This is a genomic window from Mucilaginibacter sp. (assembly GCF_965200995.1).
In the GTDB taxonomy this organism is placed as follows: Bacteria; Bacteroidota; Bacteroidia; order Sphingobacteriales; family Sphingobacteriaceae; genus Mucilaginibacter.
The window spans coordinates 2664797-2680327 of sequence record NZ_OZ241743.1; the positions used below are offsets into that span (position 1 = coordinate 2664797).

Below are 15531 nucleotides of genomic sequence, written 5' to 3' on the forward strand. Positions count from 1 at the left end.
TACAATGAACATTAAAATATTTTTGCCTACGCGCAAAGGCAGCGAAAGGGTGACAGACAAGAACACACGCATCTTTGCGGGTATTGAGGGCGGCCTGCTGATGGTTAAACTCAGGCAGCTGGTTAAGGTAACTAATGTGGATGAGATTGTATTATCCACCAATGATGCGGCTACCATTGCAATAGCGCAATCGCTCGGTTCGTCTAAGGTAAAGATCGTAGAGCGCCCCGAACATTTGTGCCTTTCAACCACCAACCTGCAGGATCTGATTGACTATGTGCCGGAGGTACTCGATGCAGAACACATCTGCTGGACGCATGTTACCTCCCCGCTGGTTACCGAAAAAGATTATGAGCAGGCAATAGATTGTTATTTCCAAAAGTTGCAGGAGGGGTATGACAGCCTGGTAAGCGTAACCAAGTTACAGCAGTTTTTATGGGATGAGGAGCAGCAGCAGTACATAAGCCATAACCGGAGCCTTAAACGCTGGCCGCGCACACAGGACTTAAAGCCGTTTTATGAGCTGAACAGTGCAATGTTCATCAGCAGCAGGCAAAATTATTTAACCTATAACGACCGCCTGGGCGAAAATCCGTACAAATACGAATTGCCTAAGTTGAAGTCCTTTGACGTGGACTGGCAGGAAGATTTTGAAATTACGGAGATGATATACAGGAAAATGATTTTATCAGAAGCTTAATTACCCGAATGCTCAACCAATATAAAAACATCATCTGGGATTTTGACGGGGTCATCCTGGATTCTATGCCAACGCGTGAGCGGGGCTTTGCCATCATATTTGATCAATTTCCGGCCGCGCAGGTGGAGCAGTTGCTGCAATATCACCGGGACAACGGCGGGTTATCCCGCTTTGCCAAGATCAGGTATTTTTATGAGCAGATACTGCATCAGCACATTACTGATGAGCAGGTAGATGCTTATGCAGTATCATTTTCTGAAGAAATGCGGAAAATACTGACCAATAAAGGTCTGCTGATTACCGAAACCGTTGATTATATAAAATCTGCTTACCGGCAGTATAATTTTCATTTGGTATCGGCTTCTGAGCAATCGGAGCTTCGATACCTGGTTGAACAGTTGGATTTACAGCCTTATTTTAAATCTGTTTATGGTTCGCCTGCGGTAAAGGCGGATAACATAAAAAAGGTGATGGACGAAAACCATTACAAAGCAAGAGAAACCTGCCTGATCGGCGACTCGGGTAATGATTACGATGCCAGCGCCAAAAATGATATTGATTTTTGGGGATATAATAATATTAAATTGTTGCAAACCGGCAAAGGCTACCTGCACAGCTTTAAGTTTTAACTCTAACCAATTACCATACAGTTATCTGCAACTATAGTTACCTTAATACCATTGGAAAAGCATTCGAAAATATATATCGCCGGGCACCGGGGCATGGTAGGGTCGGCTATACTGCGTAAGCTGCAGGCCGAAGGATATAATAACTTTGTAACCCGTACTTCGGCAGAACTTGACTTGCGCAGCCAGCAGGAAGTGGCTCACTTTTTTGCCGCCGAGCAGCCGGAGTATGTCTTTCTGGCTGCTGCAAAAGTGGGGGGTATTGTAGCCAACAATACCTACCGGGCCGATTTTTTGTATGATAACCTGCAGATTCAGAATAACATCATTCATTATGCTTATCTTAATAAAGTTAAAAAGCTGATGTTCCTGGGTTCCAGTTGTATTTATCCCAAGCTGGCGCCGCAGCCGCTTAAAGAGGAATACCTGCTTACCGGGCCGCTGGAAGCTACCAATGAGCCGTATGCCATTGCCAAAGTAGCCGGTATTAAACTGTGCGATGCCTACCGCTCGCAATACGGGTGTAATTATATTTCGGTGATGCCTACCAACCTGTATGGGTATAACGATAATTATCACCCCGAAAACTCGCATGTGCTGCCGGCGCTCATCCGGCGGTTTCACGAAGCCAGGGAGCAGCAGGCGCCCGAAGTGGTGATATGGGGAAGCGGAGAACCGAGGCGCGAGTTTTTATTTGCCGACGACCTGGCCGAAGCCTGTTACTACCTGATGCAGCATTATAATGAACCGGGGCTGATCAACATTGGCACAGGCGAAGATATTAGTATTAAGGACCTGGCCCTGCTGGTAAAACAGGTAACCGGGTATAAAGGTGAGATTAGCTTTGACCGCAGCAAGCCGGATGGCACACCGCGTAAATTAATGGATGTGTCTAAACTGCATGAGAAAGGCTGGAAGCACCATGTAGCGCTTGCCGACGGTATTGCACTGGCTTACCAGGATTACTTAAGCAAACCGGCTTCTTAACATTAGCTTGCTCTTTCCGTTTCAACTATTTTACAGGTACTTATGTTAAGCGAAATCAAATTACAGATACAATCTTCTATACAGGTAAAGCAGGCACTGCTGGAGAACGAACAAATTTTGCAGCAAATTGCCGATGCTGCATCTTTAATTATTGAAACATATAAACAAGGAGGGAAAACCCTGCTGGCCGGTAATGGCGGCAGCGCCGCCGATGCCCAGCATATTGCCGCCGAGTTTGTGGGCCGCTATTACTTCGACCGGCCCAGTATTCCGAGTATCGCCTTATCTACCGATACCAGTATCATTACCGCTATAGGTAATGATTATGGTTACGAAGCCCTTTTTGCCCGGCAGGTACAAGGCTACGGCGTAGCCGGCGATGTATTTATCGGTATTTCTACCTCAGGCAATTCAGCCAATATTGTAAAGGCGCTGCAGGTATGCAGGGAAAAAGGATTGAAGAGCATTGCACTCACCGGCCGGGGCGGCGGTAAAATGATGGATATGGCCGACATCTGCATTCAAATACCTTCTGCCGATACGCCACGCATTCAGGAATCTCATATCCTGATTGGCCACATGATTTGCTTTTTGGTAGAACAGGCGCTTTTTGAAAAAGCATAACCAGGATATAATTATGTTGGCTTTTAACATAAAGATTACCCGGTTAAAGGCAGTATTATTGCCGGTATTGGTACTTTTAACACTCTTTTCATACGCACAAAATAAAGGTGGGTTTATAAAAGTAAGCAAAATTAATCCGCGCTATTTTGCCGTTGGTTCCAAACAGTTCTGGTTACCAGTGGAGCTTAATTATGTGATCAACATCCGCAACAGCCCCGAAGCTATTTTTGCAGATGCCGAGCACATCTTTAAAACGTTCTCCGCCAATGGCGGCAATGCAGTGCGTATATGGGGCCCAACACCTTTTCTGGAAGTAGAAACCAGGCATATCGGGAACTATGATCAACTGGCGCTGCAACGCTTCAGCCGGTTCATCAGTTTAGCCAAAAAATACCACTTGCGGGTGAAATTCAATCTTGAAAGTTCGAGAAGCTTTACCAGCGGTTACTTTATTAAAAAGCTGTATGGCGCAAACGATGGCGGCCCTTTCAGTTCATTTGCGCAATTTATTAACAGCGCGGAGGGCAGGCAGGCCTATTTAAACCGGGCAAAGGCTTATATTCAATTGTACCGCCATGACCCCACCGTATACTGCTGGGAACTGTGGAACGAGATGAGTGCCATAAGTGAAGGTAACTGGCTCGATTTTTCGCGTGTAATGCTGGATTCGATAAAGCGCATAGCCCCGGCTCAACTGGTTTCGCAAACTTTAGGCAGCCTGGCGTACAAGCAAACAATGGAGCAGTATCTGCAATACTTACAGCTGAAAAACAACGACATTGCCTGCCTGCACCAGTACCTGGATCCAGGTGCGCAGTTGCCGATGTGTTACGGGCCGGTGGATGAAATGCTGTCGCAATCGGTAGCCTTTGTGCGCGGCAACAGCAGCGGCCGACCGGTATTTGTAAACGAAACCGGCGCGGTAGAGGCTGCCCACAGCGCCATGAGCCATTATTATAATTTGGATACGGCAGGTATGCTGCTGCATGACATGCTGTTCGCTCCATTTTTTAGCGGTGCGGCCGGGCCGGGCAGCTTTTGGCTGGATGAGCCGTACATGGATAAGCACCATCTTTGGTATCATTATCAGCGTTTCAACGCTGCCGTAAAGGGCTTTAATTGCATAACCGAAAAGCCTGAAGTAATTAAGTTCACCCAGCAGGGGCTTAAAGTTTATGCGCTTAAAGGACATTCGTCGGCATTAATTTGGTGCCGCGATTCATCAAATACCTATATCAAAGAATTGCAGCAAGGTGTTGCACCGTTGGTAAAGCGCAATACGGTGCTGCAGCTGCGTAACCTGAACGCTGCCGCCGCGTATACAAAAGCCCGGGTATATGATCCATGGAAAAATACCTGGCAGCAGGTTACCGTTGTAAACCAGGCCATAACACTGCCGGCCTTCACGCGTTCGGTTGTGGTAAGGCTGAGCCGCTAAAAGTGGCAGCAGCGGGTTCGGCTATGAATACACGTTTATATCTGCTACTTTTACCCGCAGAAACTTTATTATAAATTATATATGGGTACGATATTGGTTTTAGGGGCATCCGGACAATTGGGCAACTGCCTGGCTACCGTAGCTGGAGCGCAGCAAGTTGAAGGCATGATTTTTCCGCCCGAAGGCGAAGCCAATATTTTGGATACTGAAGCCCTGCAGCGTTTATTTGAGAAGCACCGCCCGGCCTATTGTATCAATTGTGCGGCTTATACCGCTGTAGATAAAGCTGAGGACGAAATTGCCATTGCCCGTAAGGTAAATAAGGATGGTGCGGCCAATATTGCACGCCTGTGTGCCCAATATCAAATCGTACTGGTACATATCTCAACCGATTTTGTATTTGAAGGTAATACGCCGTACCTGCTTACCGAAACCGATGCGGCCAACCCCATTAGTGTATATGGACTTACCAAGCTGGAAGGCGAAAAGGAGGTAGCCAGGTTAACGGATGCCTATTTTACCCTGCGCACCAGTTGGCTGTACTCAGAATACGGTAACAACTTTGTGAAAACCATGCTGCGCCTGGCTGAGGGCCGCGACGAACTGAAAATTATTGCCGACCAAATAGGCACACCTACCTATGCTATTGATCTGGCGAAAGCTATCTTGAAGATTATTGCAAGCGGCAGTAAGGCCTATGGTATCTACCATTACAGCAACGAAGGTGTTACCTCGTGGTACGATTTTGCCAAGGCCATCTTTGACATTGCTGGTGTGGATATCAGGGTGCTGCCTATCCGCACACATGAGTACCCTACCAAAGCGGTAAGGCCCGCGTTTTCGGTAATGGATAAAGCTAAGATAAAACAGACTTTTGATCTGAATATTCCTTACTGGAGAGATAGTTTGGTAGCGTGTATCGGAAAACTGAAGTAGTTGAAAGTATCAAAATGTAATACAGAATGTCACTTCGACCGCAGGAAAAATCCTCTTCAAGAAGCCGGTCTGCGGCAGGAAATTTCTTCCTGCGGTCGAAATGACAATATCATTGAATTAGTTATTCAACTCATTCAGCCGTTCATCCAGCCAGGCTGGTAATCCTGCAAAGTCCTCCGGCTTTACCCATTGTATCTCCTCATCGCGCCTAAACCAGGTAAGTTGCCGTTTGGCAAAGCGGCGGGTATTTTGTTTAATTAGAGCAACGGCAGTTGCTAAATCTGTTTTCCCGTCCAGATAGTCGAAGAGTTCAGTATAGCCAACGGTATTCAGGGCATTGAGGTGGCGGTAGGGTAGCAGAGATTGCACTTCGGCCAGTAAGCCTTCGGCCATCATTACATCTACCCGCCGGTTAATACGGTCGTATAAAATCTCGCGCGGTAAATTAATTCCTAACTTAATAATATGAAACGGACGGGGCTTTGCGGCTGCTTTATGATAAGAGGAGAAAGGCTGCCCGGTGGTTTCAATTACCTCCAATGCGCGAATGAGCCGTTGCGGATTGTGGATGTCTACCTGCCCGTAATAGACCGGGTCTGCCTTTTGCAGTTGAATTTGTAACGAGGTAATGCCCTGTTGTATCAATTGCAGGTTCAGTTTTTCGCGCACCGCTTCCGGGGCAGCAGGTACCTCATCAAAACCGTCATATATGGCTTTCAGGTACAATCCCGAACCACCGGCTATAATTACAACGTCGTGCATCTTAAAAAGATCCTGTAATCGCTGCATAGCCTGCTGCTCAAAATTGCCTACGCTAAAAGGATCAGTAATGGAATGCGAGTTGATAAATTCATGCGGTACTACAGCCAGTTCTTCGGTGGTAGGCTTTGCGGTGCCGATGGACATTTCTCGGTAAAACTGCCTCGAATCGGCTGATAGAATAACCGTTTGGTAATGCTGTGCCAGCGCAATGGCCAGCGCTGTTTTGCCTGATGCCGTTGGGCCGGCAATACTGATCAGGGTTTTAGCAGGCATTTACCAGTGCGTGGGGTTTTAAAGCAATATGCCGGATAAAACCCGGCATATTACTGTGCAAAGATATTTATTATCTGTTCACATCTACCTATTCCCGTATCTGCGCATCAGGTTAATAATCCTCGCTTCCTCCTTTATTCAATGAAGGTTCATCATCTTCCTCATGATCCGGAAACCCGTTGTCAAACTCGTCTTCCTCACTGGCTTCGTCTTCTGCCCCGCCAACAAGTGCGCCGTCTTCACGCACTTCCGAAAAATCCTCTGTTTCCTCCGGATTGTACTGCATTTCATTCAGAAAATCAAATTCCTCGCTGGTTGGCGGTAAAATGGTAGGGTTGTAGATATTGCCAAACTGCTTTGGCGCCTCGCCTACACTTTTTGCAGTAACCGGATAAGCAACGCCCGGTGCATCATCCAGTATCTTCACCAGTTCCACATGAAAATCAAACGGACGTTCAAAGTTGGAGGTATAATAGAATTTCTGGTGCGGGTCGTCAATAAAACTGCTCAGCTTGGTATTTTCCATCAGCTTTATGCCACGGTCTATTTTTCGCTGGGTAGGTTTAAAGGCGATTTCCTCACCTTTGGTCCATTGGTCGTTGCTTACATAAAATGAAGAAGAATAATCAGGATTATAATTTATAGACAGGTGTATCGCGTAATGCAAATCCTGAAAGGTCTGTCCGGATTTTACGTCAATATTCCTGCTTACTTCATCATAATCTTCAAAGGTTACTTTAAACCGGTATACTGCCATTTCTTATAAGTAGATTTTTTTGTCAAAAATAATATTTTCAGTTCAATTTGATTTTGCAACAACTTTTAAGCCAATTTCTTCGCCCTTTTGTATCGTGAACGCAATTGCAGCTTCGTAGGTGTTCGCAATATCGCCTTCCAGTATCGCTTCGCGTATCTGATTTTTGATGATACCTACTTCGCGGCCCTCTCTTAAGCCGAACAGCTGCATAATATCATTGCCGGTAACCGGGGGCTGCCAGTTGCGCACGCGGTCGCGCTCCTCTACATCCTTCAGCTTTTGCTGCACCAGCTCAAAGTTCTGGCGGTATTTTTTTATTTTATACTCATTTTTGGTGGTAATGTCGGCTTTGCAAAGCAGCATCAGGTTGTCGGTGTCGTTGCCGGCATCAAACAGCAGGCGGCGCACGGCCGAGTCGGTAATGGTTTCCTGCGCCAGCACAATGGGGCGCATGTGCAGTTGTACCATCTTCTGCACAAATTTCATGTGCTCATTAAGCGGCAGCTTAAGCTGTGCAAACAGCTTGGGTACCCAGCGTGCACCGCGGTCTTCGTGGCCGTGAAACGTCCAGCCGTGGCCGGGTTCAAAACGTTTGGTAGCCGGTTTGGCAATATCATGCAGCAGGGCCGCCCAGCGCAGCCACAAATCGGTAGTAGTAGCGCTAATGTTGTCCAGCACCTGCAGGGTATGGTAAAAGTTATCTTTATGGCCGCGCCCGTTCACCAACTCTACGCCATGCAGGGCGGCTACCTGCGGAAAGATCAGGTGCAGCAGCCCGGTATCAAAAAGGTAATTAAAGCCGGCAGACGGCCGGGCCGACAGCATGATTTTGTTCAGCTCATCGGTAATGCGCTCCTGTGATACGATGCGGATGCGCTCTTTTTGCGCTTTAATGGCGTTTATAGCCTCCTCATCAATGGTAAAATCAAGCTGCGAAGCAAAGCGTATAGCCCGCATCATCCGCAGCGGATCATCCGAAAACGTTTCGAGCGGGTTAAGCGGTGTTTTTATCAGTTGCTGCTCCAGGTGCTGCAAGCCACCAAAAGGGTCAATCAGCTGCCCGTATTCGTTGGGGTGCAGGGCAATAGCCAGCGCATTAATGGTAAAATCGCGGCGTTTCTGGTCATCCTCCAGCGTGCCGTTCTCCACAATGGGCTTGCGCGAGTCAGACCGGTAGGATTCCTTGCGGGCGCCTACAAATTCTACCTCCACCTCCCGGTAGCGCAGCATAGCAGTGCCAAAGTTTTTAAATACGGCCACTTTGGTGTTCAGCGCCCGGCCTGTGGCTTCAGCGAACTCAATACCATTGCCCAGCACCACCACATCAATATCTTTAGAGGGGCGGTTCAAAAAAATATCGCGCACAAATCCGCCAATAGCATAGGCTTGTACCTGCTGCTCACCGGCCAGGCGCGAAATAGTTTTGAATACCGGATGCTTCAGGTGCTGCTTCATAAATTGCAACCGCAAAGGTAAGGATATAAGAACAGGTTAAAAGTGTTTTAGTGGAATTGGAAAGATAGGGCTTAAAGAAGAGAAGGATCAATTAATTATTAAGTAATGGTTTCTTGCGTGGTGTTAATGCGAACTTAAATTTATTAGATAAGATAGTAGAAAAGCAGTGGCAGCATTTCATCGGTTCCGCCAGCCCCGCTATATGCTGCAAGTCCTCGCTACGCTATGGGCTTTCCGCTGCTATCGGGTTTAGGTAGGGTAAGCCTGTATAATAATGCATAGTCGCGCATTTCCGCTACTACCCCTTTCAGGGGGCAGGGGCGGCTTTACCGTCTGATAAACGCAAACCGGCCATCAGCCTCTAAACGCATAATGGTAGACGGCTTCTTAATAGTATGGTCATGCTGCTCTAAATCCACCACGTAATCTACCCCGTTAATAACTTCCTCACTGATCTGCGAAAAGTTTTGAGGCGAAGGCTGCCCGCTGATGTTGGCCGAGGTGGAGACAATCGGCCTGCGTAGCCGCTGTATCAGCTGCTGGCAAAACGGGTGGTTTACCACGCGTATACCCACACTGCCATCGGCATTGATAACTGCGGGCGACAAATTTTTAGCGCCCGGCATCACTAAGGTTAGCGGGTTTTCGGCAAACTCCATCAGTTCATAGGCAATTTCGGGTACTTCAGCTATATAGCTTTGCAGCTTATTGTCAGTGTCCAGCAGTACAATTACGCTTTTGGCTTCATCGCGCTGTTTAAGGGCAAATATCTTTTTTACCGCCTCTGTGTTGGTGGCATCGCAGCCGATGCCCCAGATGGTATCGGTAGGGTAGAGGATGATACCGCCTTGCTGTAATATGGTAAGGGCTTTGGCTATTTCGTCTCTAAGCATGGTGTTGCAGGGTTTGCTGGTACAAAGTTATCATTTGCGCCGCCAGTTGTGCATCATTAAATGTGGCGGCATATTGTTTGCCCCGGCTAATCATATGCTGCCGCAACGGCTTATCAGTAAGTACCTGCATAATTTTTTGTGCCAGTTCCTCCTCATTATCCGGATCTATATACAAACTATCAGGCCCGCCGGCTTCTTCTAAACAGGAATCTTTGGCCGCAATTACAGGTACACCGGCATTCAGGGCTTCCAGTACGGGAATGCCAAAGCCTTCGTACCGCGAAGGATAAATGAACACCTGCGCCATCTGGTACAGCGCAGGCAGATGTGTAAAAGGTACCTGATGCAAGAAGAGAACCATTTCGGTTAGCCGGTGCTGCTGCAAATAATTTTTTACTTCATCCAGATAGGAGGTAGGCTTACCTACCACCACCAATGGAATGTTTGCAGGCAGATGTTGTAATGCCTTTATCAACAGTAACAAATTTTTTCGCTGCTCAATGGTGCCTACGGTAAGCAGGTACTGCTCCGGTAAATCATAAGCGGTTCTTACCAACTGCTGCTGTTCGCTGCTTGCCGGTATGCCGAAACTGGCATCGCAGTTCTGATAAATAACAGTGATTTTATCCGCATTGATGTGCAAAAGGTTCACTATATCCTGCTTGGTTTGCTCACTGATGGCGATAATGCGGTTAGCTGTACGGCAGGCATATTTTAGTTTCGCCACATATACCCTGCGGTTAAACCAGCTGAAGTATTGTGGAAAGCGCAGCGCAATTACATCATGAACCGTAACCACCGAAGCAATGCCGCTTTGCGCAATCCCCAGGGGCAGCTCATGGCTCAAACCATGATAGAGCTGTATACCGTTCTGCTTTAAATCTTTTACAATTCCTTTAGTGCGCCACCAGGAAGTGAACCGGTTACTTTGGGGTAAATGGGTAAACACATGCGGCAGGGCTTGCAGTAATCGCAGATAAGGGTTGGGCCTGGTTTTAGGAGTATACAAATGATACTCATGCCCCGGCTCAAACGCCGAAAGGCTTTTCAGTAGCCACCGGCTGTAATTACCCAGCCCGGTGGTGTTCAGAAAAGCCCTCTTGGCATCAAAGCCGATTTTCATTGGTTCATTGGTCATTAGTTCATTAGTCATTGGTTAGGAAATATCTATCTTACAAAGCACATCAATGACCAATGACTAATGAACCAATGACCAATACCCAACTACACTGCTACGTTATTATCCCTTAACGCATCATTAAGGGAGGTCTTTTTGTCGGTTGATTCCTTTCTTTTACCAATGATCAGGGCGCAGGGCACCTGGTATTCGCCGGCGGCAAATTTCTTGGTATAAGAGCCGGGGATTACTACCGAACGGGCAGGTACGCGGCCTTTATATTCTACAGGCTCAGGGCCGGTTACATCGATGATTTTAGTAGAGCCCGTAAGCACCACGTTTGCACCCAGTACCGCTTCGCTTTCTATATGCACACCTTCTACCACAATGGCGCGGGAGCCGATGAAGCAGTTATCCTCAATAATTACCGGTGAAGCCTGTACCGGCTCCAATACACCGCCCAGGCCTACGCCGCCGCTCAGGTGGCAGTTCTTGCCTACCTGCGCGCATGAACCTACGGTAGCCCAGGTGTCAACCATCGTGCCTTCATCTACATAGGCGCCAATATTTACATACGAAGGCATCATAATTACGCCTTTACCCAGGTGGGCGCCATAACGGGCAATACCATGCGGTACCACACGCACACCGGCTTTCTTATAGTCCGTTTTCAGCTTCATCTTGTCATGAAATACAAACGGGCCGGTTTTAATTTCCTCCATCTGCATGATGGGGAAATACAGGATAACGGCTTTCTTCACCCAGTCGTTTACATGCCAGCGGTTACCGATGGGTTCAGCTACCCGCAGTTCGCCCTTATCCAGGCGGGCAATTACAGTTTCAATCGCGTTGATATAATCATTTTCGCTCAGCAGGGTGCGGTCTTCCCATGCTTCTTCAATCTTATCTTTCAGGTCAGTATACATCGGTATTCAAAATTTTGGCAAATTAAAGATTTTTTGAGCAGATTTGGCACAGCACCTATGCAAAACCACGCTTACTGTGCGTTGTTAATATAGTTTTATGGCAGAAAAAGAAAAACTTCGTATCGATAAATACCTGTGGGCTATCCGCCTGTTTAAAACCCGCTCCCTGGCAACCGAAGCCTGCAAGGCCGGCCGGGTAAAGCTGGAGGGTAACAATATTAAACCGGCACACGAGGTAAAGGTGGGCGAAACCTACCACATCTCTAAAGGCCCCGACCGCAAAATAGTAAAGGTAACCGGCCTGCTCGAAAACCGGGGTGATTACCAGACTGCCATTAAATTTTATGAGGATTTAACCCCGCCTGAACAAATGCCGGGCTTTCAATCCATGTTTCATAGCCCGGTACTGCGCCGCGACCGCGGTGCCGGCCGCCCCACTAAGCGCGACCGCCGGGAGATTGATGATTTGCAGGGCGGCTACTTTGAGGGAAAAAAGGAAGAGTAAGGTAAACAGTGTTTACAGTAATAGGAAGCGCGTCATTGCGAGGTACGAAGCAATCCCCGGTTTGCAGAGCGGTTCTGTAGGTCGAGGATTGCTTCGTACCTCGCAATGACGATACGTAAATAAGCGTACTTTATTTAGTTTCAATTACTTTGTTTAAGAATAAGACTTTCTCAAAGCCGCTATCCATTAATAATGCGCTTTATCTTCCTTCTTTTCCCACATTTTAAAAGCTTCCAACGCTTCCTCTTTTAACAACTGCTCTACAGGCAGCTTGCGGTCAGCCATTGGCCGTTCCAGTTCCTCATAAATAAACTGGTCGTCAAAATTAATGGCGGTGGCATCGGCCTTGGTATTGGCGTAATAAATTTTATCGAGGTGCGCCCAGTAAATGGCACCCAGGCACATGGGGCAGGGTTCGCAGCTGGTATAAATTACGCAGCCCTGCAGGTTATACGTGTTCAGCTTTTGACAAGCCAGGCGTATGGCAGATATTTCGGCATGGGCGGTAGGGTCATTGGTAGGCACCACAGTATTGGCGCTGGCCGCCACCACTTCGCCGCTTTTTACAATGACCGCTCCGAACGGGCCGCCCATATTATTAGTAACATTTTGTTCAGACAGCGCAATAGCCATCCGCATAAACTGCTGATGTGGGTTCGTTTCCATAATCTCTCTCATCAAAAAACCCCGGCATTAAGCCAGGGTTTTAGTTAGGTATTTATAATTTATCTGCACATCTGCATATCCGGCATCTGCACATCAACTACTATTTCTTGTCTTTGGTGTAAGCGTCGTTCAGGCGTTTTACCACATCGGCAGTAATATCCATTGAGGGATCGCCATACAGCATGGTGGCATTGCCTTTCTGGTAGGTCAGGATCATTTTATAGCCTTTTTCTTTGGCATACTCTTTCATGAAAGCAGAAATCTTTTCGTACAGCTTCACCTGCTCGCTGGCCTGGTCATTCTGTACCTGCGCACCGGCGGCCTGGCTGTATTGCTGAAACTCCTGGCCCTTGCGCTGTAAGCGTTGCTCGGTAGCGGCACGCTGGTCGGCGCTCATCGTGTTGGCGCCACGCTGGTATTCGGCTACTTCGCGCTGAATGGCCTGCTGGCGTGCGCCAACATCATTCTGGGCGGCTTTGCCTTTGCTTTCCAAACGGCCGGTCATGTCTTTTACATATTTATATTGCGACAGCAGGGTATCCTGGTTTACAAACACAATCTGGGCTTTATCATCTACCGGTACAGTGGCAGCGGCCGGCGTGGTTGAGGTAGTTTTTGTTTCCGTCTTGTTGCCGTTACAGGCAGCCAAACCGGCGGTAATCATGATGCCGAGGGCAATCTTAGTGAAAATTAGAGAAGGGGTTTTCATTTGCTCGATACTATTTTTCTGACAAAGATAAAATTTAGCGGCAAGTTTAAAACATTTTTTGGATTACCTGATTATGACCTGGTTATTTATCCACAATGCGGTTTTCTGCTTAAAATTTCGTATTTTTGAGGGTTATTCGATACCATAAATATGAGCGAAGAAAATCAGGACAAATCCAATTATTCTGCAGATAATATACAGGTTTTAGAAGGTTTGGAAGCGGTGCGCAAGCGCCCGTCCATGTACATTGGCGATACCGGCGTAAAAGGCCTGCACCACCTGGTATACGAGGTGGTGGATAACTCGATAGATGAGGCGCTGGCCGGCTATTGTACCAATATTGATGTAACCATACATAAAGGTAATTCTATTACCGTAAAAGATAACGGCCGTGGCATCCCTACCGGTATTACCAAGAAGGAAAAAAAATCGGCCCTCGAAATTGTAATGACCGTGCTGCACGCCGGCGGTAAATTTGATAAAGATACGTATAAGGTTTCCGGCGGATTGCACGGCGTAGGGGTTTCCTGTGTTAATGCACTTTCCATCCATGTAAAAACCGTGGTGCACCGCGAGGGTAAAATTTTTACCCAGGAGTATGAGCGCGGCAAGCCGATGTTTGACGTAAAGGAAATCGGCGTATCTGATGTAACCGGTACCATTCAAACCTTTCAGCCCGACGCAGAGATATTTACTACCACTACCGAATATAAATATGATACCCTGGCGGCTCGTTTACGTGAGCTGGCTTTTCTGAACAAAGGCATCCGCCTTACGCTAACCGATGAGCGGGTAACCGAAGAAAACGGTGAGCAGTTAACCGAGGAGTTCCTCTCGGAAGGCGGCCTGAAAGAATTTGTAAAATTTCTGGATGGCACCCGTACTCCGATCATTCCTGAACCTATTTATGTGGAAGGCACCAAGCAAGGTATACCGGTGGAACTTGCGCTGCAATACAACGATACCTATTCTGAAAATGTACACTCGTACGTTAACAATATCAACACGATTGAGGGTGGTACACACGTGGCCGGTTTTCGTATGGGGCTTACCCGTACGCTAAAGGCTTATGCTGATAAATCGGGCCTGCTTAAGAATGTAAAGGTGGACATTACCGGTGATGACTTTCGTGAGGGTTTAACGGCGGTAATTTCGGTAAAGGTGCAGGAGCCGCAGTTTGAAGGCCAAACCAAAACCAAGCTGGGCAACAGCGAGGTAAGCGGTGCGGTTAATATAGCCGTAGGCGAAATTCTGAGCATCTACCTCGAAGAAAACCCGAAGGAGGCAAAGATGATTGTGAGCAAGGTAATCTTAGCCGCAACAGCACGCGCCGCCGCCCGTAAAGCCCGCGAAATGGTACAGCGCAAAAGCGTAATGAGCGGCTCCGGCCTGCCCGGCAAGCTGGCCGATTGCGCCAACAGTGATCCGGCTTTGTGCGAGATCTATTTAGTGGAAGGGGACTCGGCCGGCGGCACAGCCAAGCAGGGGCGCTCGCGCGATACCCAGGCCATTCTGCCGCTGCGGGGTAAAATCCTGAACGTAGAAAAGGCAATGGAGTATAAAATCTACGAGAATGAGGAGATTAAAAATATGTTTACCGCCCTGGGGGTAAGCATTGGTACGCCCGAAGATGATAAAGCCCTTAATATTGCGAAGCTGCGTTACCACAAAATTGTGATCATGACGGATGCCGACGTGGATGGTTCGCACATTACTACCCTTATCCTTACGTTCTTCTTCCGTTATATGAAGGAGCTGGTAGAATTTGGCTATGTATACATTGCCACGCCGCCGCTTTATCTGGTAAAGAAAGGCAAGGAGTTTGAATACTGCTGGACCGAAGAGCAGCGCCTCGCCGCCGTAGACCGTATTAAGGGTAACGGCCGCGAAGACAGTGTTCATGTGCAGCGTTACAAAGGTTTGGGGGAAATGAATGCCGAGCAATTATGGGAAACCACCATGAACCCGGCTACCCGTACCCTGCGCCGCGCCACCATTGAGAATGCCGCCGAGTGCGACCACACCTTCTCCATGCTGATGGGGGATGAAGTAGCGCCACGCCGTGAGTTTATTGAAAAGAACGCTAAATATGCCCGTATCGACGTGTAAACGTTAAGCGGGATATACAATAAAACCAAAAGCCTCCGGATATTTATC

General features: G+C 47.7%; 16 protein-coding genes. 8 read left to right on the top strand and 8 right to left on the bottom strand.

Features of this window, described 5'->3' with window-relative positions; translation table 11 throughout:
* Nucleotides 1-4 precede the first annotated feature (4 nt).
* From ACY652_RS12400 to rfbD, 6 genes are all read left to right on the top strand, one after another.
* Nucleotides 5-700 (top strand): acylneuraminate cytidylyltransferase family protein, encoded by a 696-nt coding sequence (locus tag ACY652_RS12400; protein ID WP_462264690.1) that lies wholly within the window; start codon nucleotides 5-7, stop codon nucleotides 698-700.
* An 8-nt stretch (nucleotides 701-708) separates the two neighbouring features.
* Complete coding sequence (locus ACY652_RS12405) at nucleotides 709-1329, top strand: HAD family hydrolase (RefSeq protein ID WP_462264691.1); 621 nt, start codon at nucleotides 709-711, stop codon at nucleotides 1327-1329.
* 51 nt (nucleotides 1330-1380) lie between these two features.
* Entirely contained in the window at nucleotides 1381-2313 is a 933-nt protein-coding gene (gene fcl / locus ACY652_RS12410) for a GDP-L-fucose synthase (protein WP_462264692.1), read from the top strand.
* A gap of 42 nt (nucleotides 2314-2355) precedes the next feature.
* Nucleotides 2356-2937, top strand: a complete 582-nt coding sequence (gene gmhA, locus ACY652_RS12415; RefSeq protein ID WP_462264693.1) for a D-sedoheptulose 7-phosphate isomerase — start codon at nucleotides 2356-2358, stop codon at nucleotides 2935-2937.
* Between the two features lie 13 nt (nucleotides 2938-2950).
* Nucleotides 2951-4375, top strand: a complete 1425-nt coding sequence (locus tag ACY652_RS12420; RefSeq protein ID WP_462264694.1) for a cellulase family glycosylhydrolase — start codon at nucleotides 2951-2953, stop codon at nucleotides 4373-4375.
* Nucleotides 4376-4456: 81 nt separating this feature from the next.
* On the top strand, nucleotides 4457-5311 hold the full coding sequence (gene rfbD, locus ACY652_RS12425; RefSeq protein ID WP_462264695.1) for a dTDP-4-dehydrorhamnose reductase: 855 nt from the start codon (nucleotides 4457-4459) through the stop codon (nucleotides 5309-5311).
* A gap of 117 nt (nucleotides 5312-5428) precedes the next feature.
* Here the strand turns inward: rfbD and miaA are convergent, their stop codons facing one another.
* The 6 genes from miaA to ACY652_RS12455 all read right to left on the bottom strand — a co-directional run bounded on the left by miaA (nucleotide 5429) and on the right by ACY652_RS12455 (nucleotide 11494).
* The gene (miaA, locus tag ACY652_RS12430) at nucleotides 5429-6346 is read right to left on the bottom strand and encodes a tRNA (adenosine(37)-N6)-dimethylallyltransferase MiaA (protein ID WP_462264696.1); all 918 of its coding nucleotides are present in this window, start codon (nucleotides 6344-6346) and stop codon (nucleotides 5429-5431) included.
* 112 nt (nucleotides 6347-6458) lie between these two features.
* A complete protein-coding gene (locus ACY652_RS12435) occupies nucleotides 6459-7103 on the bottom strand; it encodes an IS1096 element passenger TnpR family protein (RefSeq protein WP_462264697.1) in 645 nt (214 codons plus the stop codon).
* Between the two features lie 42 nt (nucleotides 7104-7145).
* The gene (locus ACY652_RS12440; RefSeq protein WP_462264698.1) at nucleotides 7146-8558 is read right to left on the bottom strand and encodes a CCA tRNA nucleotidyltransferase; all 1413 of its coding nucleotides are present in this window, start codon (nucleotides 8556-8558) and stop codon (nucleotides 7146-7148) included.
* Between the two features lie 326 nt (nucleotides 8559-8884).
* Entirely contained in the window at nucleotides 8885-9451 is a 567-nt protein-coding gene (locus ACY652_RS12445) for an L-threonylcarbamoyladenylate synthase (protein ID WP_462264699.1), read from the bottom strand.
* Entirely contained in the window at nucleotides 9444-10604 is a 1161-nt protein-coding gene (locus tag ACY652_RS12450) for a glycosyltransferase family 4 protein (RefSeq protein ID WP_462264700.1), read from the bottom strand. Before ACY652_RS12450 ends, ACY652_RS12445 begins: the two co-directional genes overlap by 8 nt.
* A 71-nt stretch (nucleotides 10605-10675) precedes the next feature.
* Nucleotides 10676-11494, bottom strand: a complete 819-nt coding sequence (locus ACY652_RS12455) for a 2,3,4,5-tetrahydropyridine-2,6-dicarboxylate N-succinyltransferase (RefSeq protein ID WP_462264701.1) — start codon at nucleotides 11492-11494, stop codon at nucleotides 10676-10678.
* Between the two features lie 97 nt (nucleotides 11495-11591).
* Between ACY652_RS12455 and ACY652_RS12460 the strand changes: the two genes are divergently transcribed.
* Nucleotides 11592-11999 (top strand): RNA-binding S4 domain-containing protein, encoded by a 408-nt coding sequence (locus ACY652_RS12460; protein WP_462264702.1) that lies wholly within the window; start codon nucleotides 11592-11594, stop codon nucleotides 11997-11999.
* A gap of 186 nt (nucleotides 12000-12185) precedes the next feature.
* Here ACY652_RS12460 and ACY652_RS12465 read toward each other — a convergent pair whose 3' ends face one another.
* On the bottom strand, nucleotides 12186-12665 hold the full coding sequence (locus tag ACY652_RS12465) for a nucleoside deaminase (protein WP_462264703.1): 480 nt from the start codon (nucleotides 12663-12665) through the stop codon (nucleotides 12186-12188).
* A 100-nt stretch (nucleotides 12666-12765) separates the two neighbouring features.
* A complete protein-coding gene (locus ACY652_RS12470; protein WP_462264704.1) occupies nucleotides 12766-13374 on the bottom strand; it encodes an OmpH/Skp family outer membrane protein in 609 nt (202 codons plus the stop codon).
* A 150-nt stretch (nucleotides 13375-13524) separates the two neighbouring features.
* Between ACY652_RS12470 and gyrB the strand changes: the two genes are divergently transcribed.
* Entirely contained in the window at nucleotides 13525-15483 is a 1959-nt protein-coding gene (gene gyrB, locus ACY652_RS12475; protein WP_462264705.1) for a DNA topoisomerase (ATP-hydrolyzing) subunit B, read from the top strand.
* Nucleotides 15484-15531: the final 48 nt, after the last annotated feature.